General features: G+C 68.3%; 20 protein-coding genes. 11 read left to right on the top strand and 9 right to left on the bottom strand.

Annotated elements, in window-relative coordinates:
• Nucleotides 1-225: 225 nt before the first annotated feature.
• The 7 genes from RCF34_RS12725 to RCF34_RS12755 all read left to right on the top strand — a co-directional run bounded on the left by RCF34_RS12725 (nt 226) and on the right by RCF34_RS12755 (nt 4,313).
• Nucleotides 226-846, top strand: a complete 621-nt coding sequence (locus RCF34_RS12725; RefSeq protein ID WP_308708495.1) for a response regulator transcription factor — start codon at nt 226-228, stop codon at nt 844-846.
• Nucleotides 843-1,226 carry a curli production assembly/transport protein CsgE gene (gene csgE, locus RCF34_RS12730; RefSeq protein WP_308708496.1) on the top strand — a complete coding sequence of 128 codons (384 nt, stop codon included), beginning with the start codon at nt 843-845 and terminating at the stop codon, nt 1,224-1,226. Before RCF34_RS12725 ends, csgE begins: the two co-directional genes overlap by 4 nt.
• Nucleotides 1,223-1,630 carry a curli assembly protein CsgF gene (locus RCF34_RS12735; RefSeq protein ID WP_308708497.1) on the top strand — a complete coding sequence of 136 codons (408 nt, stop codon included), beginning with the start codon at nt 1,223-1,225 and terminating at the stop codon, nt 1,628-1,630. Before csgE ends, RCF34_RS12735 begins: the two co-directional genes overlap by 4 nt.
• Nucleotides 1,631-1,645: 15 nt before the next feature.
• Complete coding sequence (locus RCF34_RS12740; RefSeq protein ID WP_308708498.1) at nt 1,646-2,485, top strand: CsgG/HfaB family protein; 840 nt, start codon at nt 1,646-1,648, stop codon at nt 2,483-2,485.
• 108 nt (nt 2,486-2,593) lie between these two features.
• On the top strand, nt 2,594-3,040 hold the full coding sequence (locus tag RCF34_RS12745; protein WP_308708499.1) for a curli fiber surface-exposed nucleator CsgB: 447 nt from the start codon (nt 2,594-2,596) through the stop codon (nt 3,038-3,040).
• A 23-nt stretch (nt 3,041-3,063) separates the two neighbouring features.
• Nucleotides 3,064-3,984: a hypothetical protein gene (locus RCF34_RS12750; RefSeq protein WP_308708500.1), complete on the top strand. Its 921-nt coding sequence runs from the start codon at nt 3,064-3,066 to the stop codon at nt 3,982-3,984.
• Nucleotides 3,981-4,313: a hypothetical protein gene (locus RCF34_RS12755; RefSeq protein ID WP_308708501.1), complete on the top strand. Its 333-nt coding sequence runs from the start codon at nt 3,981-3,983 to the stop codon at nt 4,311-4,313. The genes RCF34_RS12750 and RCF34_RS12755 overlap by 4 nt, the downstream gene beginning before the upstream one ends.
• 32 nt (nt 4,314-4,345) lie before the next feature.
• On the opposite strand, the gene RCF34_RS12760 is transcribed toward RCF34_RS12755, so the two are convergent.
• Entirely contained in the window at nt 4,346-5,299 is a 954-nt protein-coding gene (locus RCF34_RS12760) for a homoserine kinase (RefSeq protein WP_308708502.1), read from the bottom strand.
• 62 nt (nt 5,300-5,361) lie between these two features.
• On the bottom strand, nt 5,362-5,652 hold the full coding sequence (locus tag RCF34_RS12765) for a DUF2782 domain-containing protein (protein WP_308708503.1): 291 nt from the start codon (nt 5,650-5,652) through the stop codon (nt 5,362-5,364).
• A gap of 111 nt (nt 5,653-5,763) precedes the next feature.
• On the opposite strand from RCF34_RS12765, the gene polA reads away from it, so the two are divergent.
• Nucleotides 5,764-8,511 (top strand): DNA polymerase I, encoded by a 2,748-nt coding sequence (gene polA, locus RCF34_RS12770; RefSeq protein ID WP_308708504.1) that lies wholly within the window; start codon nt 5,764-5,766, stop codon nt 8,509-8,511.
• A 165-nt stretch (nt 8,512-8,676) separates the two neighbouring features.
• Here the strand turns inward: polA and RCF34_RS12775 are convergent, their stop codons facing one another.
• The 7 genes from RCF34_RS12775 to RCF34_RS12805 form a co-directional block, all read right to left on the bottom strand.
• Nucleotides 8,677-9,477 (bottom strand): electron transfer flavoprotein subunit beta, encoded by an 801-nt coding sequence (locus RCF34_RS12775; RefSeq protein WP_374941183.1) that lies wholly within the window; start codon nt 9,475-9,477, stop codon nt 8,677-8,679.
• Complete coding sequence (locus RCF34_RS12780) at nt 9,467-10,702, bottom strand: electron transfer flavoprotein subunit alpha/FixB family protein (RefSeq protein ID WP_308708505.1); 1,236 nt, start codon at nt 10,700-10,702, stop codon at nt 9,467-9,469. The genes RCF34_RS12775 and RCF34_RS12780 overlap by 11 nt, the downstream gene beginning before the upstream one ends.
• 52 nt (nt 10,703-10,754) lie before the next feature.
• On the bottom strand, nt 10,755-12,743 hold the full coding sequence (gene dgcB, locus RCF34_RS12785; protein WP_308708506.1) for a dimethylglycine demethylation protein DgcB: 1,989 nt from the start codon (nt 12,741-12,743) through the stop codon (nt 10,755-10,757).
• A 138-nt stretch (nt 12,744-12,881) separates the two neighbouring features.
• On the bottom strand, nt 12,882-14,942 hold the full coding sequence (gene dgcA, locus RCF34_RS12790; protein ID WP_027597312.1) for a dimethylglycine demethylation protein DgcA: 2,061 nt from the start codon (nt 14,940-14,942) through the stop codon (nt 12,882-12,884).
• Between the two features lie 105 nt (nt 14,943-15,047).
• A complete protein-coding gene (locus tag RCF34_RS12795; RefSeq protein WP_308708507.1) occupies nt 15,048-15,578 on the bottom strand; it encodes a DUF5943 domain-containing protein in 531 nt (176 codons plus the stop codon).
• Between the two features lie 119 nt (nt 15,579-15,697).
• Entirely contained in the window at nt 15,698-16,675 is a 978-nt protein-coding gene (locus tag RCF34_RS12800; protein ID WP_027597310.1) for a dipeptidase, read from the bottom strand.
• Between the two features lie 131 nt (nt 16,676-16,806).
• Nucleotides 16,807-17,793, bottom strand: coding sequence for a GlxA family transcriptional regulator (locus RCF34_RS12805; RefSeq protein ID WP_308708508.1), 987 nt, complete (start codon nt 17,791-17,793; stop codon nt 16,807-16,809).
• Between the two features lie 155 nt (nt 17,794-17,948).
• Between RCF34_RS12805 and choX the strand changes: the two genes are divergently transcribed.
• The 3 genes from choX to RCF34_RS12820 are packed head-to-tail and all read left to right on the top strand — an operon-like array spanning nt 17,949 to nt 20,729.
• Entirely contained in the window at nt 17,949-18,881 is a 933-nt protein-coding gene (gene choX, locus RCF34_RS12810; protein WP_308708509.1) for a choline ABC transporter substrate-binding protein, read from the top strand.
• Between the two features lie 19 nt (nt 18,882-18,900).
• Entirely contained in the window at nt 18,901-19,788 is an 888-nt protein-coding gene (locus RCF34_RS12815; protein WP_308708510.1) for a 3-keto-5-aminohexanoate cleavage protein, read from the top strand.
• Nucleotides 19,785-20,729, top strand: coding sequence for an L-carnitine dehydrogenase (locus RCF34_RS12820; protein WP_308708511.1), 945 nt, complete (start codon nt 19,785-19,787; stop codon nt 20,727-20,729). The genes RCF34_RS12815 and RCF34_RS12820 overlap by 4 nt, the downstream gene beginning before the upstream one ends.
• Nucleotides 20,730-20,733: the final 4 nt, after the last annotated feature.

Here is a 20,733-nt window from a genome sequence, read left to right on the forward strand (position 1 = left end):
CGACGATCGCCGGCCCAGGCGCTCCGCCATCCGGCGCGCCTGGTTCTGCGCTTCAACCCAAAGAGCTAAGTCCTTGGAGCTAGCCGCCGCTGGCTGGTCGACGGGTAATCTGCCAAGCGGTCCACAGAGCCGGTAAGTCGCCGGAAATCGATCAATTTTTTCTTGTCGCTCCCGGCGATTTGTCTCAGCGTTCGCGCAACGGATGATGAGACAGCCCATATGGACATGCGCGCGATACCTGCGAGCAAGGTCTGCCTGACGACAGGAAACGTCCTCCTGGCAGAACTGCTCAAACCCTTTCTGGAAGAACGCCACGGCATCGAGCTGAGTTGCGCTCGCGAGCTGGACGCAGCCGGCGAGGCCGGCCTGGTGCTGGTCGATCTCGGCAGCGTGCCCGAGCCGGCGCTGGAGCGCTGGCTGGAAGGCCTGACGCCGGCGGTCACCGTGGCCTTTCTCAACGCCAGCGTCGAACAGGCCCTGCCCTGGGTCGAGCGCTTTCCCGCCATCCAGGGCGTATTCGCCCCCCAGGCCAGTCGCGACCAGCTGCTGCAGGGGCTGGGCACACTGCTGGCCGGCGAGGACTGGCTGCCCCGCGCCATCCTGGCCCACCTGCTGCGCCGCTCCCGCGAGCGTCCCAGCATCGCCGCCGACGGCCTGACCCGCCGCGAGCGGGAGATCCTCCGGCTGGTCGGTCGCGGGCTGTCCAACGCCGCCATTGGCGAGACGCTGTGCCTGAGCACCCACACGGTCAAGAGCCACATGCACAACCTGCTGCGCAAGACCGGCGCCGCCAATCGCGCCGAGGCGGCGCTGCGCTTCCATGCCGGGCAGGACCTGCCGGGATGAAGGCGGTCTGGCTGCTGTTCGGCCTGCTGCTGGCCGGACCGCTGCGGGCCGAGGGTGACATCATCCAGGGGCTGCTGGTGGACAACACCATCTCCCGCTTCGGCCACGACTTCTATCGCCATTTCGCCGACCGCCTCACCGACACCACCGACCTGGACTTCAACCTGGTGGTGCGCGAACGCCCCTCGGCGCGCTGGGGCAGCCTGGTCTGGGTGGAGTACGAGCAGCGGCTGCTCTATCGGCAGTTCATTCCGCCCAACAACAGCGAACTCAAGGATGCCGCCTACGCCGCGGCGGACCAGGTCCACGAGGGCATCACCCGCCGGCGCCTGGAAAACCTGCTGCAGGACACTTTCGACATGGAAAAGGACGAGTTATGAACGCGCACGCCTGGAAGGCCCTGCCCCTGCTCTGCATCCTAGGCGTCGCCCCGGCCATGGCGACCGAGCTGGTCTACGCGCCGGTGAATCCGTCCTTTGGCGGCAACCCGCTCAATGGCACCTACCTGCTGAACAACGCCACCGCCCAGGATCGCCACAAGGATCCCGACCTGCGCGGCAGCGCCAGCAGCCAGTCGCCCCTCGAGCGCTTCACCAGCCAGCTGGAATCGCGACTGCTTTCCCAGGTGCTGACCGATATCAAGGACGGCAACTCGGGCACGCTCTCCACCGACCAGTTCATCGTCAACATCGTCGACGATTCCGGCAACCTGACCGTGCAGATCACCGACCGCGGTACCGGAGAGATATCGGAAATCTCCGTCAACGGCTTCAACCAACCCTGAGCACGGATGCCTGCCATGAACGCCTTTTCCCTGGCGGCGGCCCTGACCGCCGCCCTCGTCCTGACCGGCTGCGTGCGCGACCCCATGCCCGCCGAACAGCACGCCGCCCCGACCCTGACACCGCGCGCCTCCACCTACTATGACCTGCTGGCGCTGCCGCCGCCCAAGGGCCCGCTGGTGGCCGCCGTCTACGGCTTCCGCGACCAGACCGGGCAGTACAAGCCCAATCCGGCCAGCTCCTTTTCCACCGCCGTCACCCAGGGCGCGGGCAGCATGCTGGTGGACGCCCTGCAGGCCAGCGGCTGGTTCGTGGTGCTCGAACGCGAGGGCCTGCAGAACCTGCTGACCGAGCGCAAGATCATCCGTGCCACCCAGAACAAGCCGGACCTGCCGGAGAACCTGCAGCAGGCGCTGCCCTCGCTGCAGGCGGCCAACCTGCTGCTGGAAGGCGGCGTGGTGGCCTATGACACCAACGTCCGCAGTGGCGGCGAAGGGGCGCGCTACCTGGGCATCGGCCTGTCCGAGGAGTACCGGGTGGATCAGGTGACGGTCAATCTGCGCGCCATCGATACCCGCAGCGGCCGGGTGCTGGCCAATGTCATGACTTCCAAGACCATCTATTCCATCGGTCGCCAGGCCGGCGTCTTCAAGTTCATCGAATTCAAGAAGCTGCTGGAAGCCGAGTCCGGCTACACCACCAACGAGCCGGCCCAGCTGTGCGTGCTCTCGGCCATCGAGGCGGCGGTGGCCCATCTGGTCGCCCAGGGCGTGGACCGGCGCCTGTGGGTGGTGGCCGACGGTCGCGATCCGCGTGATCCGGCGCTGACCAAGTACCTGGAGCCGACCCGGCGCTAGGGATTAAGCCGCAGGCCCCGCGGGATTCGCTCCCTGGAGCGATAGCGATGGGCCAGGCGGCTCCGGACAATGCCAGGCGGAGAACCTTAGGCAATGACGGTGACAGAGATGCGCAGCCCAACCCGCGGCCTGGCCGTGGTCCTTGCCCTGACACTCGGCCTGGATGCCCTGGCGTCGGCCGCCGACCTCATGGAGACCGGCGACCTGGGTCAGGCGCCCGCAGCGGGGCGCGACGCCGCCATCCGCCAGCTCGGCGTAGGCAACCAGGCGCTCATCGACCAGCGTGGCACCGCGCTGCGCGCCCAGGTCGCCCAGAGCGGCGCCGCCCAGGAAGCCCGCATCCTGCAGGACGGCACGGAGCTGAGCGCGATCATCCTCCAGGGCGGCTACGGCAACGTGGCGCGCATCGAGCAGGTTGGCAGCGGCAACCAGGCCGACATCCTGCAACTCGGCGTCCAGGGCAACGCCCGCATCGAACAGCACGGCTCGGGCCTGTCCAGCCGCATCGTCCAGTACGGAAGCAACCAGAACACGGTGGTACGCCAGTACCGCTGATGGCACTCATGGAGATCAGACAGATGTTCCTACTCAGGCCCCTGGCCGCCCTGACGCTGGCCCTCGTGGCTACCAACGCCCTCGCCCAGAACAGCACCGCCACCGTCCAGCAGGACGGCAACAGCGGCACGATCACCCTCGACCAGAGCGGCCCCGGCAACAGCGCGTCGCTCTATCAGCTGCAGGGCGAAAGCAACGCGATCAGCGTGGTCCAGACCGGCGCCAGCAGCGCCACCATCACCCAGGGCGGCGACCTCTACGGCTACGCCCAGGGCAACGTGGCGAGCTTGCGCCAGGAAGGCGGCAGCAACGTCCATAGCCTGACCCAGGACGGCTTCGGCAACCAGGCCACCATCGCCTCCATGGGCAGCAACAGCGGCACCCTGGTCCAGTCGGCCTCCAGCGCCCAGCTGACCCTGGAGCAGAACGGCGACAACAACCAGGTACGGGTCGACCAGAGCGGCGATGCCGTGACGGCCACCCTCACCCAGTCCGGCACCGACAACCGCATCGACCTGACCCAGCAGGGCTACTCGGTCGACACCGTGGAGCTGACCCAGCGTGGCCAGGCCAATGTCGCCACGGTCCTTTCCTCCGGCAAGTTCAACGAACTGACCTTTACCCAGGACGGCAATCGCAACACCCTGAACGTCGACCAGGCCGGCCGCGGCAATCGCTTCAGCGGCAGCTCCACCGGCGACGACAACCTGGCCAGCGTCACCGTCCAGGGCGACAGCAACCAGACCAGCGTCGTCCAGACCGGCAACGGTAACGAGGCGCGTCTCGACGTCACCAGCGCCATCAGCACGGCCAGCGTCAGCCAGGTCGGCGACAGCAACCGCGCCAGCATCCTGCAGACCTCGGCCAACTTCAACGGCTTCAACGACAGCGCGCAGATCTCGCAGAGCGGCTTCGGCAACAGCGCCACCATCAACCAGCGGTGACGCGTGCTGCCTGGCTGCTCGCGGCCCTCCTGCCCCTGGCGGGCGGCGCCGCGGCCAGCGCCCGCCTGGAGTTGCAGCCGCAAACGGCGGGCGCCCAGGTGCAGCTGTGCTTTACCGGCGAAGACGCACCCCTGCGCTACGAACTCATCGTCGAAGTGCAGGGTCCGGGCGGTGTCGCTCGCACCCGCCAGGCCGGCGAGGCCAGGGGTGATGGCTGCCCGGTCACCACGCGCCTGGGCGCCGCGCCGGGCAGTCTGATCGAGGCGACGCTGAGTTGGCAGCGGCAGGGACAGGTGCAGTCCGCCATCGAGCGACGCTTGCAGCTGTAGCTCAGCGCAGAGGTTCCACGTGGAACCGCGGGCTACAGGGTCAGCGGCAATTCCAGCGGGGTCTGTTGCCGCGCCGCCAGGCGCTGCTGGAATTCCGCCGGATCATGGATCAGCACATCCTGGCCGGCGAAGGCCTGGGCAGCGATCAGCCGTGACAGCCAGAAGCGTACGCAGGCGACCCGCAGCAGCACCGGCCACAATTCGGCTTCGCGCGGCGTGAAGTGGCGGTCGGCGGCATAGGCCGCCAGCAGCGCCCGGGCCCGCGGCAGGTCCAGCGCGCCGCTCTCGGTGGAGCACCAGTCGTTCACCGTGATGGCGAGGTCATAGAGCATCCAGCCGGAACTGGCGTTGTAGAAGTCGATGACGCCCGACAGCCGGGGGCCGTCGAACATCACGTTGTCGCGGAACAGGTCGCCGTGCAGATTGGCCTCGGGGAGCGGGGGCTGCTCGCTCAGCAGCTCGCGGATCTCCGCCAGGGTGCGCTCCAGCAATGGCCGGGCGGTCGCGTCCAGGGTCGCCGCCAGGCGCTCGCCTTCGGCCAGCATCCAGGCCAGGCCGCGATCACTGGCGCGCTCGATGCGGCGCTCGCCGGCGGTGGCCCGGTGCAGATGGCCCAGCAGGTGGCCGACTTCGCCGCAGTGATGGGGATTGGGCGCACGCTCGTGGCGACCGGCCAGGCGCGGTTGCAGCAGCGCCGGCTTGCCGGCCAGTTCGCGCAGGGCCTGGCCATCCTGGGTGCGCACCGCATAGGGCACCGGCAGGTCGGCGTCGTGGAGGACGTCGAGCAGCTCGATGAAGAACGGCATCTCCGCCACCGGACCGCGCTCCACCAGGGTCAGGACGAATTCGCCGCCTTCCAGGCTGATGAAGTAGTTGGTGTTTTCCGACCCCTCGGCGATACCCTGGAAATCCCGCAGCCGGCCCAGGCCATAGGGCGCGAGAAAGGCTTCGAGGGTGGGACGATCGAGGGGCGTGAAGACGGACATGACGGGGCCTGACGGGAGAATGTGCGAGCGGCGCGCAGTTTACCGGTCCAGACGCCCTGCGCCTACCAGCTGAACAGCCGCCAGCTGGGGACGTGCAGGGTCGGCTTGTCGTTGGCGGCGGTGCTGCTGCCATCGGCGGGCACCAGCTCGTAGGGCGCGCCATGCTTGGGGATGACCCGGGTGGACTGCAGCACGCCGCGGATGCGCGTCTCCTCGATGGTCTGGCCGCCGGCCTGGTAGCGGATCACCTTGATCTCGTCAGGCAGGGGCTTTTCCCCCGGTGGCAGCGGTTCCCCGGCCTGGACCAGCGGGGCCAGCAGCAACGCGGCGAAGAGGAAGCGACGAGCACCCATGGTAACCTTTGACCTTTTGAACGGAGCGAGTGGTCGATTCTAGAACCCGGCCTTGCCGTCGTCGAGACTGGCCGGACAGACGCCGCACACGCCACGACAAAGGTCCAGACCATGAGCCACGCCCCTCTCGTCCTGGTGGACGGTTCCTCCTACCTCTATCGCGCCTTCCATGCCCTGCCGCCGCTGATGACTTCCACCGGCAAGCCGACCGGCGCGGTGAAGGGCGTGCTGAACATGCTGCTGTCCCTGCGCCGCCAGTACCCGGACAGCCTCTTCGCGGTGGTCTTCGACGCCAAGGGCCCGACCTTCCGCGACGCACTCTTCGCCGACTACAAGGCCCAGCGCCCGGCCATGCCCGACGACCTGCGCGGCCAGGTCGAGCCGCTGCACGCCTGCATCCGCGCCCTGGGCCTGCCGCTGCTGGCGGTCGAAGGCGTGGAAGCCGACGACGTCATCGGCACCCTCGCCCGTCACTGCGCCAGCGCCGAGCGTCCGGTGGTGATCTCCACCGGCGACAAGGACATGGCCCAGCTGGTCTGCCCCTATGTCACCCTGGTCAACACCATGAGCGGCAGCGTGCTGGACGTGGAAGGGGTCAGGACCAAGTTCGGCGTGGGCCCCGAGCTGATCATCGACTACCTGGCGCTGATGGGCGACAAGATCGACAACATCCCCGGCGTACCGGGGGTGGGCGAGAAGACCGCCGCAGGGCTGCTCAATGGCATCGGCGGTGGCCTGGATACCCTCTACGCCAATCTCGACGCCGTGGCCGCCCTGCCCCTGCGCGGTGCCAAGTCGCTGGCCGCCAAGCTGGACCAGCATCGCGAGCAGGCCTACCTGTCCTACCAGCTGGCCACCATCAAGCTGGACGTACCGCTGGAGCTGACCTTCGAGGAGCTCACCGTCGGCGAGCCCCATGTGGAAGCCCTGATGGCGCTCTACCAGGAGCTGGAATTCAAGTCCTGGCTGGATGACCTGATCCGCGATACCAAGCGCCAGGGCGCGCCCCTGCCGCTGGCCGAGGACGCCGCCACCACCCAGGTGGAGACCCACTACGATACCGTGCTGGAGCAGGCCGACTTCGACGCCTGGCTGGCGCGCCTGCAGGCCGCCGACCGCTTCGCCTTCGACACCGAGACCACCAGCATCGACGCCCAGCGCGCCGAGCTGGTAGGGCTGTCCTTCGCCGTGGCGCCGGGCCAGGCCGCCTACGTGCCCCTGGCCCACAGCTACATGGGCGCGCCGGCCCAGCTCGGCCTGGAGCCGGTGCTGGCGGCGCTCAAGCCGCTGCTGGAGGACCCGGCCAAGCTCAAGGTCATGCAGCACGGCAAGTACGACCTCAATGTGCTGACCCGCTACGACATCGCGATCCAGGGCATCGCCTTCGACACCATGCTCGAATCCTATGTGCTGGATGCCACCGCCACCCGTCACGACATGGACAGCCTGGCGCTCAAGTACCTGGGCCACAGCACCATCCGTTTCGAGGACATCGCCGGCAAGGGTGCCAAGCAGCTGACCTTCGACCAGATCGCCATCGAGCAGGCCGGACCCTATGCCGCCGAGGATGCCGACGTCACCCTGCGCCTGCACGAGACGCTCTGGCCCAAGCTGGAGGCCATCCCCGGCCTGGCTGGGGTCCTGCGCGACATCGAGATGCCGCTGGTGCCGGCGCTGGCGCGCATCGAGCGCAATGGCGCCTTGGTGGATTCGGCACTGCTCGGGGTGCAGAGCCGCGAGCTGGGCGAGAAGATGATCGCCCTGGAAAAGAAAGCCTATGAGCTGGCCGGCCAGGAATTCAACCTGGGTTCGCCCAAGCAGCTGGGTGAGATCCTCTTCGTCAAGCTGGGCCTGCCGGTGGTCAGCAAGACCGCTTCCGGCCAACCCTCCACCGCCGAGGCGGTGCTGCAGGAACTGGCCGACCAGGACTTCCCGCTGCCCAAGGTGCTGATGCAGTACCGGCAGATGAGCAAGCTCAAGAGCACCTACACCGACAAGCTGCCGCAGCAGATCAATCCGCGCACCGGGCGCATCCATACCAGCTATCACCAGGCGGTGACGGCGACCGGCCGGCTGTCTTCCAGCGACCCGAATCTGCAGAACATCCCGATCCGCACCGCCGAGGGCCGGCGCATCCGCCAGGCCTTCGTCGCGCCCCAGGGCTATCGCCTGCTGGCGGCGGACTATTCGCAGATCGAGTTGCGCATCATGGCCCACCTGGCCCAGGACGAGGGTCTGCTGCACGCCTTCCAGAACGATCTGGACGTGCACCGCGCCACCGCCGCCGAGGTGATGGGCGTACCCCTGGAAGAGGTCAGCAACGAGGATCGCCGCCGCGCCAAGGCCATCAACTTCGGCCTGATCTATGGCATGAGCGCCTTTGGCCTGGCCAAGCAGATCGGCGTCGGCCGGGCCGAGGCCCAGGCCTATATCGATCGCTACTTCCAGCGCTATCCAGGGGTGCTGGCCTATATGGAGCGCACCCGCGCCCAGGTGGTGGACCAGGGCTACGTGGAGACCCTCTATGGGCGCCGGCTGTACCTGCCGGACATCCACTCCAAGAACCAGGGCCTGCGTCGGGCAGCCGAGCGGGCGGCGATCAACGCGCCCATGCAGGGCACTGCGGCGGACATCATCAAGCGCGCCATGATCGCCGTGGACGCCTGGCTGCAGGCGACCCCGGAGCTGGACGCCCGGGTGATCCTGCAGGTGCACGACGAACTGGTGCTGGAGGTCCGCGAAGACCAGGTGGAGCCTCTGCGCGAAGGCCTGCTACCGCTGATGAGCGGCGCCGGCGAGCTGGACGTGCCGCTGCTGGTGGAATCGGGCGTGGGCGGTAACTGGGACGAGGCGCACTGACGGGCGCTGGAGGTTGGGATCGTTGGGCTTCGCCAGCTCAGCCCAACCTGCGGGTCCTGCACGTCGTGGTAGCCCGGTAGCATGGAAAACGGCGCAGCCTTTTCCACTGGAAGCCTGATGCCAAGGTCACCCTAGCCCTCTCCCAGAGGGAGAGAGGATAGGGCTTCAGCGCACCACGCCTTCCTCGCGCAACACCTTGAAGATGGCGGCTGCGGCCGCTTCCGGGGTCAGGTCCTTGAGGACCTGGCCGCCATCGCCGGAGGCCTTGGCCGTGGCGGCCTTGAAGCGGTCGGCGGCGGTCTTGGCCTTGATCACCTTGAGGCGCTTGGGGCGCGCCTTGGCCGGCTGCAGCTCGCCGCCGTCGAACAGGCTGTCCTGCACCACCTCGGTGGTCTCCACCTGCAGCTCGCCACGCCGGGCCGGACCGAAGGCGCTTTGCCGCGGCGCCGGCGCGGCGCTGTCGACGCTGGCGACGAAGGGCAGGCGTACGCGCAGCCGGCGGCGCTGACCGCGCGGCAAGGCCTGGAGCACCGTGGCCTGGCCGCCTTCCACGGCTTCCACCGCGGCGAGGCCGACCACCAGCGGCCAGCCGAGGGTCTCGGCCAGCAGATAGGGGAGCAGACCCGAGCCCTCGCCCGTCTCCGCCTGGCTGCCGGTCAGTACCAGGCTGGCACCGACCTCGCGCAGGGTATCGCCGAGGGCCGGCAGGGCATCGGCGCCCGCCGGTTGTTCCAGCACGTGCAGGGCCGGCACGCCCATGCCCAGATAGCCGCGCAGTGCCTCTTCGGCGGGATCACCGGCGTGCAGCACGCGCAGCTTTTCGCCCACCAGGCGCAGGCCGAGTTCCACCGCGCGGGCATCCTGCTCCGCCCGCCGGGCTCGCCCGGAGGTGGGGTGGGCGCCGACGGAGACCAGGGCCACGACCTTGACACCGTCCAGCGACGGCAGCTTTTGCTCAAGCGACATGCTGCAACTCCCCTGCCCGCTGTTGTTCGACCAGCCGCGCCAGGGCGGCCAGGATGGCGTCGCCGTTGCCGATCACCGAGAGATCGGCGCGCTTGACCATGTCGCAGCCTGGATTGGTGTTGATGGCGATGACCTTGTCGCAACTGGCGATGCCCTGCAGGTGCTGCACGGCGCCGGAGATGCCCACCGCCAGATAGACCCGGGCGGTGACCCAGGTCCCGGTGGCACCGACCTGACGATTGCGCGGCATATGGCCGTCGTCCACCGCCACCCGCGAGGCACCTTCGGTGGCGCCCAGCAGTGCGGCGGTGCTGTGGAAGAGGTTCCAGTCGCGGATGCCGTTGCCACCGGAGAGGATGAATTCGGCCTCGGCCAAGGGAATCTGCATGGGATCGACAGCGACCGGACCGAGATCCTCGATGCGCGGCAGGTGGCGGGCGATGTTGCCCTCCAGCTGCACGGGCAGGACTTCGTGACAGGTCTCGCCAACCGGCTCCGCGCATTCCGGCAGAGCCAGCACCAGGCGCGGCAGCGGCTGCTGCAGATCCTGGCGCCCGGCACCGGCGCGGCCGGTGGCCAGGCCGTCCTTGACCTGCCAGACGCGGGTGGCAGGGCGCTCGTGCAGGGCCGCGCCCAGGCGCCGACCCAGTTCGCCGCCACCACTGCGGCTGTCGGGCAGCAGCCAATGGCGTGGCTGCAGTTCGTTGTTGACCGCGCGCAGTGCGAGTACCCGCTGCTCGGGGGCATAGCCCTGGAATTGCTCGCCTTCCAGATGCAGCAGGCGATCCACCCCGGCGGTATCGAAGGCCGTTTCCTTGACCTCGCCGAAGACCACCGCCAGCACGGCGCCCTCGGCGCCGGCCAGTTGCCGGGCCAGGCCCAGCAGGTCACGGTCATGGGCGGTCAGGCGACCGCTGACCAGATCCGGCACCACGGCGATGTAGAAGGCCGGTTCGGCGATCCGGTGCAGCGGCAGCTGTTCTTCCACCGCCTGGGCGGCGCCCCGGCGACCGCCGCCCTGCTGGGCGCCGCTGCGGTCGATACGCTTGACGCCCTGGGGGCCAAGGAAGCCGGCAGCCGCGGCATGGGGATTCTTGCGGACCAGGCCGTTGGGGCCCATCCAGCGGCTTTCGGCATCGGCACTGCTGGCGATACTCGCATGCAGGGGATGCAGACGGTTGCGCGCGATCCACTCGCGGCGCGGATCGCGACGGATGATGCTCATGCTGGGCGCTCCTCGGAACGGAGGTTGATGGGGTAGGCAAGACGGCGGGTCATCAGAGCGCCTCCGCTACCGGCCGTCGCACGGCGGCCGGCTTGCTGTCCACCGGCGCCTCGACGATGGCCTCGGCCACCAGCTCGGCGATGTCCTTGATCTCCGGGCGCGGGGCGACCACGCCTTCCAGCATCAGGGTGCATTGGGGGCAACCCACGGCCACCAGCTCGGCACCGGTTTCCTTGATGTCGGCCATGCGCATGTCGGGGATCCGCTGCTTGCCGGGGATGTCGGTGATGGGCGCCCCGCCGCCACCGCCGCAGCAGCGCGAACGAAAGCCGGAACGTTCCATCTCCTTGACCGCGATGCCCAGCGCCTTGAGCACCGCGCGCGGCGCCTCGTACTCGCCGTTGTAGCGGCCCAGGTAGCAGGGATCGTGATAGGTGATGGTGGCGCCCTGCTCGGCCAGGGCGTGCTGCCCAAGGTGCAGGGTGCCGCGGCTGAGCAGGGTCTCGATGAAGGTGCTGTGGTGCTGCACCTGGTAGTGGCCCCCCAGGTCGCCGTATTCGTTCTTGAGCATGTGGAAGCTGTGGGGATCGCAGGAGACGATGGTCTGGAAGCGATACTTGCCCAGGGTCTCGATGTTGCGTTTGGCCAGTTGCTGGAAGGTCGCCTCGTCGCCCAGGCGACGGGCCACGTCACCGCTGTCGCGTTCTTCCAGGCCGAGCACGGCGAAGTCCACCTTGGCCGCCTTGAGCACCTTGACGAAGGCGCGCAGGGTGCGCTGGTTGCGCATGTCGAAGGCGCCGTCACCGACCCAGAACAGCACCTCGGCCTGGCCCTTGTCCTTCATCAGCGGCAGGTCCAGGTCGGCGGCCCAGTTCAGGCGCCCACCGGGGGCGAAGCCGCCGGGGTTGTCGGTGGCGATGAGATTTTCCAGCACCTCGGCGCCCTTGTTCGGCGTCTCGCCGCGCTCCAGGGTCAGGTGCCGGCGCATGTCGACGATGGCATCGACGTGCTCGATCATCATCGGGCATTCCTCGACGCAGGCGCGGCAGGTGGTGCAGGACCAGAGGGTCTCGGCGTCCACCAGCGCCTTGCCCTGGCGCGCGACGATGGGCAGGTGCGGACCGCCGGCGTGCTCGCCGACCGGCTTGCCGGGATAGGGCGAGCCGAAGTAGCGGGCGTCGCTGCCGCCCTTGAGGCCGACCACCATGTCCTGGATCAGCTTCTTGGGATTGAGCGGCTGGCCGGCGGCGAAGGCCGGGCACATGGCTTCGCAGCGACCGCACTGGACGCAGGCGTCGAAGCCGAGCAGCTGGTTCCAGGTGAAGTCGGCGGGCTTTTCCACGCCCAGCGGTGCCTTGGGATCGTGCAGGTCCAGCGCCTTGAGGCCGCTGGAGCGGGCGGCGCTGGCGTTGTGCGGGGTGCTGAAGCGCTCGGCGCGACGGTGCCAGGCCAGGTGCAGGGCACCGGCGAAGGCGTGCTTGATGGGACCGCCCCAGGTCATGCCGAGGAACAGCTCGGACACGCCCCAGGCCACGCCCACCGCCAGCACCGCGGCCAGCAGCCAGCCCCCGAAGTCCGGCGGCAGGATGCCGGCGACCGGCAAGGTGGCGATGAAGAAACTCGCGGCAAAGGCCAGCAGGCTCTTGGGCAGGCGCATCCAGGGGCCCTTGGACAGCCGCGCCGGCGGATCGCGACGGCGCTTGGCGACGAACAGGGCACCGGTGAACATGCAGGCGGTGGCCGCCAGCAGCGCCCAGCCGAGGATGCGGCTGTGCAGGCCGAAGCCATGCACCAGGATGGCCAGCAGCGCCGCCAGGACGAAACCGCCGGCGGTGGCCACGTGGGTCTTGGAGATGTACTTGTCGCGGTCGACCACGTGGTGCAGGTCCACCAGGTAGCGCCGCGGCATCTTCAGCAGCCCGCCCAGCCAGTCGACGTCGGCCGGACGCCCCTGTCGCCAGAGGCTGAAGCGGCGCACGGCACCGATCACCGTGAGGGCCAGGGCGGCGAAGAGCAGGATGGGGAGGATGGTGTTCAACATCGATCTATCCTCACAGGGCGGGCCCCGCAGGCGCGGCCGGGTTGGCCGCAAGAGGTGGGCTTATCGCGGTCGTGGGCCGCTCCTACCGGGTTTCGCCTCAGGTAGGAGCGGCCCATGGCCGCGATAGGTCTAGCCGTCTTAGAAGTCCTTGCACAGGCGCAGGGCGTCGTAGATGGCGGCGTGGGTGTTGCGCTGGGCCACGCAGTCGCCGATCCGGTAGAGCAGGTAGCCGTTGCCCGTCTCGCCCAGCGCCGGCTGCGGCTCGATGGCGAACAGCGCCTCGATGTCCATCTGGCCCTTGTTGCGCGAGTCTTCCTTGAGGGCGTAGTAGAGCCCCTCGTCCGGGCGCACGCCGTTCTCGATGACGATCTGGTCGACCACGCGCTCCTCGCGGGCGCCGGTGTATTCGTTCTCCAGCACCGCGACCTTCTTGTCGCCCTCGGCGTAGACCTTTTCCAGCATCAGGTCGCCGGTCATGATCACTTCCTTGGGATAGAGGCTGCGGTAGTAGGTCGGGAAGGTGGTCCCGCCGATGGCCACGCCCGGCTTGATGTCGTCGGTGACGATCTCGACCTGGGCGCCCTTGTCGGCCAGGTAGTCGGCCACCGACATGCCGGTGAATTCGCAGATGGTGTCGTACACCAGCACGTTCTTGCCCGGCTCGACCTTGCCCGAAAGGATGTCCCAGCTGCTGACGACCAGGCCGTCGGCGGCGTGCCAGTGGTCGACCTGCTCCAGGAAGGGATGGCCGCCGTTGGCCAGGATGACGATGTCCGGGCGCAGGTCGAGGATGGTCGCCGGATCGGCGGCGGTGCCCAGGCGCAGGTCGATGCCCAGGCGCGCCAGCTCCAGCTGGTACCAGCGGGTGATGCCGGCGATCTGGTCGCGCTGCGGGGCGCGGGAGGCCAGGGTGATCTGGCCGCCGAGCTGCTCCTGCTTCTCGAACAGGGTGACGTCATGGCCGCGCTCGGCCGAGACGCGCGCGGCCTCCATGCCGGCCGGGCCGCCGCCGACGATGACCACCTTGCGCTTGGGCCCGGTGGACTTCTCGATGATGTGCGGCAGGCCCATGTATTCGCGGCTGGTGGCGGCGTTCTGGATGCACAGCACGTCCAGGCCGTTGTACTGGCGGTCGATGCAGTAGTTGGCGCCGACGCACTGACGGATCTGGTCGATCTGCCCCATCTTGATCTTGGTGATCAGGTGCGGATCGGCGATGTGGGCGCGGGTCATGCCGACCATGTCGACGTAGCCGCCCTCCAGGATGCGGGTGGCCTGGTTGGGGTCCTTGATGTTCTGGGCGTGCAGCACCGGCACGTTGACCACTTCCTTGATGCCCGCGGCCAGGTGCAGGAAGGGCTCCGGCGGATAGGTCATGTTGGGGATGACGTTGGCCAGGGTGTTGTGGGTGTCGCAACCCGAGCCGACCACGCCGATGAAGTCGAGCATGCCGGTGTCGCTGTAGTACTTGGCGATCTGCTTCATGTCGTCGTGGGACAGACCGTCCGGGTGGAATTCGTCGCCGGTGATGCGCATGCCGACGCAGAAGTCGTCACCGACCTCGGCGCGCACGGCCTTGAGCACCTCCATGCCGAATCTCATGCGGTTCTCGAAGCTGCCGCCCCATTCGTCGGTGCGCTTGTTGACCCGCGGCGACCAGAACTGGTCGATCATGTGCTGGTGCACGGCGGACAGCTCGACGCCGTCCAGGCCACCGGCCTTGGCCCGGCGGGCCGCCTGGGCGAAGTTGCCGATCACCCGCCAGATCTCTTCCGGCTCGATGGTCTTGCAGGTGGCACGGTGCACGGGCTCGCGGATGCCCGACGGCGACATCAGGGTCGGCCAGTGGCCGCCGTCCCAGCGCGAGCGGCGCCCCATGTGGGTGATCTGGATCATGATCTTGGCGCCGTGCTTGTGCATGGCGTCGGCCAGATTCTGGAAGTGCGGAATGATGCGGTCGGTGGAGAGGTTGACCGAACTCCACCAGTGCTGCGGGCTGTCGATGGCGACCACCGAGGAACCCCCGCAGATGGCCAGGCCGATGCCGCCCTTGGCCTTCTCTTCGTAATACTTGACGTAACGCTCGGTGGTCATGCCGCCGTCGGTGGCATAGACCTCGGCGTGGGCCGTGGAGAGTACGCGGTTGCGGATGGTGAGCTTGCCGATCTGGATCGGCTGGAACATTGCTTCGAAGGCCATGACCTTCTCCTCGATCGGCTGGTGCGCGGTCTTAAGCCGCGCTCTTGCTCTGGGGTGTCGCTGGGGTGGCGGCGAGCGGGTCGGCGGCCACCCGGGGGCGGGGCGTTACTTCGGGCGGGTGACGAACAGGCCGTCGTCGTGGCCTTCTTCGGAACCGCTGTATTCCTGGACGGTGACGGTGCGGATGGCACTGCCCTTGGCTGCCAGGATCTGGTCGATGGCGCCGGAGAACCAGCCGGTGAACATGTAGTCCACCTTGCGATTGACCTTGCCGTAGACGTAGACGAAGGCGGAATGCTTGAGCTTGACCTCGGCATAGCCGGTGTCCAGGTCGAGCTGCTGGGTCTCGAACAAGCCCCAGCCGCGCTGCGACAGGCGCTTCATGTAGTGCTCGAACACCGCGGCGCCGTGGATGCCATGGCACTCGGCTTCCTTCTCGCACCAGTGCCAGGCGGACTTGTAGCCGGCCTTGTAGAGGATCTCGGCGTATTTGTCGGCGCCCAGGACTTCTTCGATGCCCATGTGGTTGTTGACGAAGAAGTGCCGGGGTACGTACAGCATCGGCAGGGCGTCGGTGGTCCAGACGCCGGTTTCGTCGTCGACCTGGATGGGCATTTCGGGGGCGTGGCTGGCCATGCGGGAACTCCAGTGCAAAAGGTCTTGGGTCGGGTTGGGCAGTGACCAGGCCCGACGGTCGGGAGAGGTTGGATAAGGTGCGTCGGGCTCCGCTGCGCTCAACCCGACCTACATCAGGATCATTCGCCCCAGACTTCGCCGAGAATGCGCATCCAGTTCTCGCCCATGACCTTGCGCACGGTGCGCTCGGGCATGCCGCGCTTGAGCAGGGTCTCGGTCAGGTTGGGGAATTCGCCCACGGTGCGGATGCCCAGCGGGTTGACGATCTTGCCGAAGTTGGTCAGGCGACGGGCGTAGCCCTTGTCGTGGGTCAGCCACTCGAAGAAGTCATGGCCGTGGCCTTGGGTGAAGTCGGTACCGATGCCGATGGAGTCTTCGCCCACCAGGTTCATCACGTACTCGATGGCCTCGGCGTAGTCGTCGATGGTCGAATCGATGCCCTTGGCCAGGAAGGGAGCGAACATGGTCACGCCGACGAAGCCGCCGTGGTCGGCGATGAACTTGAGTTCCGCATCCGATTTGTTGCGCGGATGCTCTTTCAGGCCGGACGGCAGGCAGTGGGAGTAGCAGACCGGCTTCTTCGACTCGAGGATGACTTCCTCGCTGGTCTTGGAGCCGACGTGGGAGAGATCGCACATGATGCCGACGCGGTTCATCTCGGCGACGATCTCGCGCCCGAAGCCCGACAGACCGCCGTCGCGCTCGTAGCAGCCGGTGCCCACCAGGTTCTGGGTGTTGTAGCACATCTGCACGATGCCCACGCCGAGCTGCTTGAAGATCTCGACGTAGCCGATCTGGTCTTCGAAGGCATGGGCGTTCTGGAAGCCGAACAGGATGCCGGTCTTGCCCTGGGCCTTGGCCTGGCGGATCTCGGCGGTGGTGCGTACCTGGACCACCAGGTCGCTGCACTCGCGGATCAGCTTCTGGCTCGCCGCGATGTTGTTGACCGTGGCCTGGAAGCCCTCCCATACCGAGACGGTGCAGTTGGCGGCGGTCAGGCCACCCTTGCGCATGTCTTCGAAGAGTTCGCGGTTCCACTTGGCGATGATCAGCCCGTCGATGACGATGCTGTCGGCGTGGAGTTCGGTGGCATTCATGACAGGCTCCGGCGTTGGGCTCGCGCCGGAACGGGTGCCGGCGATTCGAGGCCAGCATAGCCCCGGGGTCCTGGCCGACCGGATGCAAAAACGACAGGGGTATCACCAGAAGCGTCAGTGACCGAGTCGGCCTACCCCGGCGGCAGGCCAGCGACCACCGCCGCGGACTCCGGCGCCGACGACCGGTGTGGCCGGTCTTCCCGCGGACTCAGGCCGAAGCGCTGGCGGTAGCAGCGGGAGAAATAGGACGCGGACTCGAAGCCACAGGCCAGGGCGACGTCCAGCACGCTGGCCTCGCCCTGCTGCAGGAGCTGGCGCGCCCGGTCCAGGCGTAGCTGCAGATAGAAGGTGGAGGGGGTCGTCTGCAGGTGGAGGCGGAACAGCCGCTCCAGCTGGCGGCGGGTCACCTGGATGCCGGCGGCCAGCTCCAGGGTGCCCAGGGGCGTCTCGGTGTGGCGCTCCATGCGCTCCACCACCCGGATCAGCTTGCGGTTGGCGATGCCGTAGCGCTGGGCTACCTGCAGCCGCTGGTGCTCGCGCGGTGGGCGGATGCGCCCGAGCACGAACTGCTCGGAGACCTGCACCGCCAGTTCGCTGCCGTGGCTGCGGCCGATCAGCTCCAGCAGCAGGTCGAGACTGGCCGTGCCGCCGGCGCAGGTGATGCGACCCCGGTCGATCTCGAACAGCTCGCCGGTCACCTCGAGGTGCGGCCAGGCTTCGCGAAAGGCCGCCACCGCCTCCCAGTGCAGGGTGATCCGGTGGCCGTCCAGCAGCCCGGCACGCGCCAGCACCAGGGCACCGGTGTCGATGCCGCCCAGGGGATGGCCGTGGCGGGCGACCTGGCGCAGCCAGCGGGCGAGGCCGTCGTCGTAATGGGCCAGGGGCTCGAAACCGGCCACCACGAACAGGGTGGTGCCCGCTTCCAGGACGTCGAGGCCACCGTCGACATTGACCGACATGCCGTTGCTGGCGGTCACCGCCGCCCCTTCGCGACCGAGGATGCGCCAGCCATAGCTGCCCGGACGAAAGCGGTTGGCCACCCGCAGGGGTTCCAGGGTGGCGATGAAGCCCAGGGCGGAAAAGCCGGGCAGCAGGAGAAAGGCGAAGGACTGCGGCATGGGTGGGGCGTCCTCGGTAACGATCGGCTTCTGCAAGCAAGAAGGTCGCCAGGGTGCAAATTCCGGTCGTCGGGCTGCGCATGGCGGCTGGGCGAGGCGCCTAGGGTAGAAGGCAACCGGCAGTCATCCCCGCCCGCCGCTCCAGGGAGTTCGTCATGCCCAACAAGACCCTCAGCGCCACCCTCCTCGCCTGCGGCCTCCTGGCCGCCACCCTCGGCAGCGCCCGCGCCGCCGATCCCGACAGCTGCCAGACCGTGCGGATGGGCATCGTCGGCTGGACCGACGTGGTCGCCACCAGTGCCCTGGCCGAGGTCATGCTCGAAGGCCTCGGCTACGGGGTGAAGCCGACCACCGCCTCCCAGCAGATCATCATGGCGGCCATGGGCGACAAGAATCTGGATGTGTTCCTCGGCTACTGGCAGCCGACCATGCAGCCGGTGGTGCAGCCCTTCGTCGACAAGGGCCAGGTCAAGGTGCTGACCCCACCGCTGCTGGCCGACGCCCAGTCCACCTTCGCGGTGCCCGAGTACGTCCACGAGGGGGGCCTGAAGACCTTTGCCGACATCGCCCGCTTCAAGGACAAGCTCGGCGGCAAGATCTACGGCATCGAGCCGGGCAGCGGCGCCAACCGGGGCACCGCCGAGATGATCAAGGCCGATCGTTTCGGCCTCAAGGATTTCCAGCTGGTGGAGTCCAGCGAGGCGGGCATGCTCACCGCCGTGCGCCGCGCCGAGAAGCGCAAGGAGTGGATCGTCTTCTTCGGCTGGAAGCCGCACCCGATGAACCTGCAGATCAAGATGCGCTACCTGACCGGCAGCGAAGACGTCTTCGGCCCCAACGAGGGCCAGGCCACGGTCTCGGCGGTGACCACCGCCGACTATCCGCAGCGCTGCCCCAACGTCCAGCGCCTGCTCGGCAATCTGCACATGGACAGTGCCGAGGTCAGTGCCGTGATGGCACCCATCCTGGAGCGCACCGCGCCCAAGGACGCCGCCCGTGCCTGGCTCAAGAACAACCCGCAACGCCTCGACGCCTTTCTCCAGGGCGTGACCACCCGCACCGGCCAGCCCGCCGCCATCAAGCTCTGATCGCCCAAGGACAGACCCCATGAACACCGATGTCATCGTCACCTGCGCCCTGACCGGCGCCGGTGATACCGTAGGCCGCAATCCCCATGTCCCCGTTACCCCGGCGCAGATCGCCGCCGCCGCCCTGGAAGCGGCCCGCGCCGGCGCCACCGTGGTGCACGCCCACGTACGCGACCCTGCCACCGGCAAGCCGAGCCGCGACGTGGCCCTCTATCGCGAGGTGGTCGAGCGCATCCGCGAGGCGGACGCCGACATCGTCATCAACCTCACCGCGGGCATGGGCGGCGACCTGGAGATCGGCCCGGGCGAGACACCCACCGACTTCGGCCCCGGCTCGGACCTCGTCGGCCCCCTCACCCGCCTGCTGCACATCGAAGAGTTGCGCCCGGACATCTGCACCCTGGATTGCGGCACCCTCAACTTCGGCGACGGCGACTTCATCTACGTCTCCACCCCCGCGCAGCTGCGCGCCGGGGCCAGGCGCATCACCGAACTGGGGGTGAAGGCCGAGCTGGAGATCTTCGACACCGGCCACCTCTGGTTCGCCAAGCAGCTGCTCAAGGAGGGCCTGCTGAAGGATCCGCTGTTCCAGCTGTGCCTGGGGATTCCCTGGGGCGCCCCGGCCGACACCACCACCATGAAGGCCATGGTCGACAACCTGCCGGCGGGCGCCTGCTGGGCCGGCTTCGGCATCGGGCGGATGCAGATGCCCATGGCCGCCCAGGCCATGCTGCTGGGCGGCAACGTCCGCGTCGGCCTGGAAGACAATCTCTGGCTGGACCGTGGCGTCCATGCCACCAACGGCAGCCTGGTGGAGCGGGTCATCCAGATCATCGAACGCCTGGGCGGACGCGCCCTGAGCCCGGCCGAAGGGCGGGACCGGATGCAGCTGGGAGGTGCCCGATGAGCGCCGTCTTCGCCGCCCTCGGCACCGGCGTGATCGGCGCCGGCTGGATCGCCCGGGCCCTGGCCCGGGGCCTTACGGTGCGCGCCTGGGATCCGGCGCCCGGTGCCGAGGCCGCCCTGCGCACCCGCCTGGCCAATGCCTGGCCGGCGCTGGAAGCCCAGGGGCTGGCGCCGGGCGCCAGTCTTGACCGGCTGACGTTCCATACCGAACTGGAAGCCGCGGTGGCCACCGCCGACGTCATCCAGGAAAGCGCCCCCGAACGCCTGGAGCTCAAGCGCGAACTGCATGCCCAGGTCAGTCGCGCGGCACGGCCCGACGCCCTGATCTGCTCCAGCACTTCGGGCCTGCTGCCCAGCGACTTCTATGCCGAGGCGCTGCACCCCGAGCGCTGCCTGGTGGGCCATCCGTTCAATCCTGTCTATCTGCTGCCGCTGGTGGAGGTGGTGGGCGGCAGCCAGACCTCGACGGCCAACCTGGAGCGCGCCGAAGCCTTCTATCGCGAGCTGGGCATGCGGCCGCTGCGGGTGCGCAAGGAGGTGCCCGGCTTCATCGCCGACCGCCTGCTCGAAGCGCTCTGGCGCGAGGCCCTGCACCTGGTCAACGATGGCGTCGCCACCACCGGCGAGATCGACGACGCCATTCGCTATGGCGCCGGCCTGCGCTGGTCGTTCATGGGCACCTTCCTCACCTACACCCTGGCCGGCGGCCCGGCGGGCATGCGCCACTTCATGCAGCAATTCGGCCCGGCGCTGAAGCTGCCCTGGACCTACCTGGAGGCCCCGGCGCTGACCGACGGCCTGATCGACGCCGTGGTCGAGGGCACCCAGGCCCAGCAGGGCGACCTGGAACTGGCGGCGCTGGAGCGCTATCGCGACGACTGCCTGCTGGCGGTGCAGGCGGCCATCGCTGGCTGCAAGACGCGCCATGGGATTCGGGACTAGGAGC

The organism is Pseudomonas sp. 102515, from assembly GCF_031085165.1.
In the GTDB taxonomy this organism is placed as follows: Bacteria; Pseudomonadota; Gammaproteobacteria; order Pseudomonadales; family Pseudomonadaceae; genus Chryseomonas.

Excerpts from the sequence above, each read along its gene's own strand:
- RCF34_RS12795 (WP_308708507.1), bottom strand. The coding sequence starts at position 15,578 with ATGGCCAGCCACGCCCCCGAAATGCCCATCCAGGTCGACGACGAAACC.
- RCF34_RS12780 (WP_308708505.1), bottom strand. The coding sequence starts at position 10,702 with ATGAGCATCATCCGTCGCGATCCGCGCCGCGAGTGGATCGCGCGCAAC.
- choX (WP_308708509.1), top strand. The coding sequence starts at position 17,949 with ATGCCCAACAAGACCCTCAGCGCCACCCTCCTCGCCTGCGGCCTCCTG.
- csgE (WP_308708496.1), top strand. The coding sequence starts at position 843 with ATGAAGGCGGTCTGGCTGCTGTTCGGCCTGCTGCTGGCCGGACCGCTG.
- RCF34_RS12820 (WP_308708511.1), top strand. The coding sequence starts at position 19,785 with ATGAGCGCCGTCTTCGCCGCCCTCGGCACCGGCGTGATCGGCGCCGGC.
- RCF34_RS12765 (WP_308708503.1), bottom strand. The coding sequence starts at position 5,652 with ATGGGTGCTCGTCGCTTCCTCTTCGCCGCGTTGCTGCTGGCCCCGCTG.
- RCF34_RS12740 (WP_308708498.1), top strand. The coding sequence starts at position 1,646 with ATGAACGCCTTTTCCCTGGCGGCGGCCCTGACCGCCGCCCTCGTCCTG.
- RCF34_RS12760 (WP_308708502.1), bottom strand. The coding sequence starts at position 5,299 with ATGTCCGTCTTCACGCCCCTCGATCGTCCCACCCTCGAAGCCTTTCTC.
- dgcA (WP_027597312.1), bottom strand. The coding sequence starts at position 14,942 with ATGGCCTTCGAAGCAATGTTCCAGCCGATCCAGATCGGCAAGCTCACC.
- dgcB (WP_308708506.1), bottom strand. The coding sequence starts at position 12,743 with ATGTTGAACACCATCCTCCCCATCCTGCTCTTCGCCGCCCTGGCCCTC.
- RCF34_RS12725 (WP_308708495.1), top strand. The coding sequence starts at position 226 with ATGCGCGCGATACCTGCGAGCAAGGTCTGCCTGACGACAGGAAACGTC.
- RCF34_RS12815 (WP_308708510.1), top strand. The coding sequence starts at position 18,901 with ATGAACACCGATGTCATCGTCACCTGCGCCCTGACCGGCGCCGGTGAT.
- RCF34_RS12735 (WP_308708497.1), top strand. The coding sequence starts at position 1,223 with ATGAACGCGCACGCCTGGAAGGCCCTGCCCCTGCTCTGCATCCTAGGC.
- RCF34_RS12750 (WP_308708500.1), top strand. The coding sequence starts at position 3,064 with ATGTTCCTACTCAGGCCCCTGGCCGCCCTGACGCTGGCCCTCGTGGCT.
- RCF34_RS12745 (WP_308708499.1), top strand. The coding sequence starts at position 2,594 with ATGCGCAGCCCAACCCGCGGCCTGGCCGTGGTCCTTGCCCTGACACTC.
- polA (WP_308708504.1), top strand. The coding sequence starts at position 5,764 with ATGAGCCACGCCCCTCTCGTCCTGGTGGACGGTTCCTCCTACCTCTAT.
- RCF34_RS12775 (WP_374941183.1), bottom strand. The coding sequence starts at position 9,477 with ATGTCGCTTGAGCAAAAGCTGCCGTCGCTGGACGGTGTCAAGGTCGTG.
- RCF34_RS12805 (WP_308708508.1), bottom strand. The coding sequence starts at position 17,793 with ATGCCGCAGTCCTTCGCCTTTCTCCTGCTGCCCGGCTTTTCCGCCCTG.
- RCF34_RS12800 (WP_027597310.1), bottom strand. The coding sequence starts at position 16,675 with ATGAATGCCACCGAACTCCACGCCGACAGCATCGTCATCGACGGGCTG.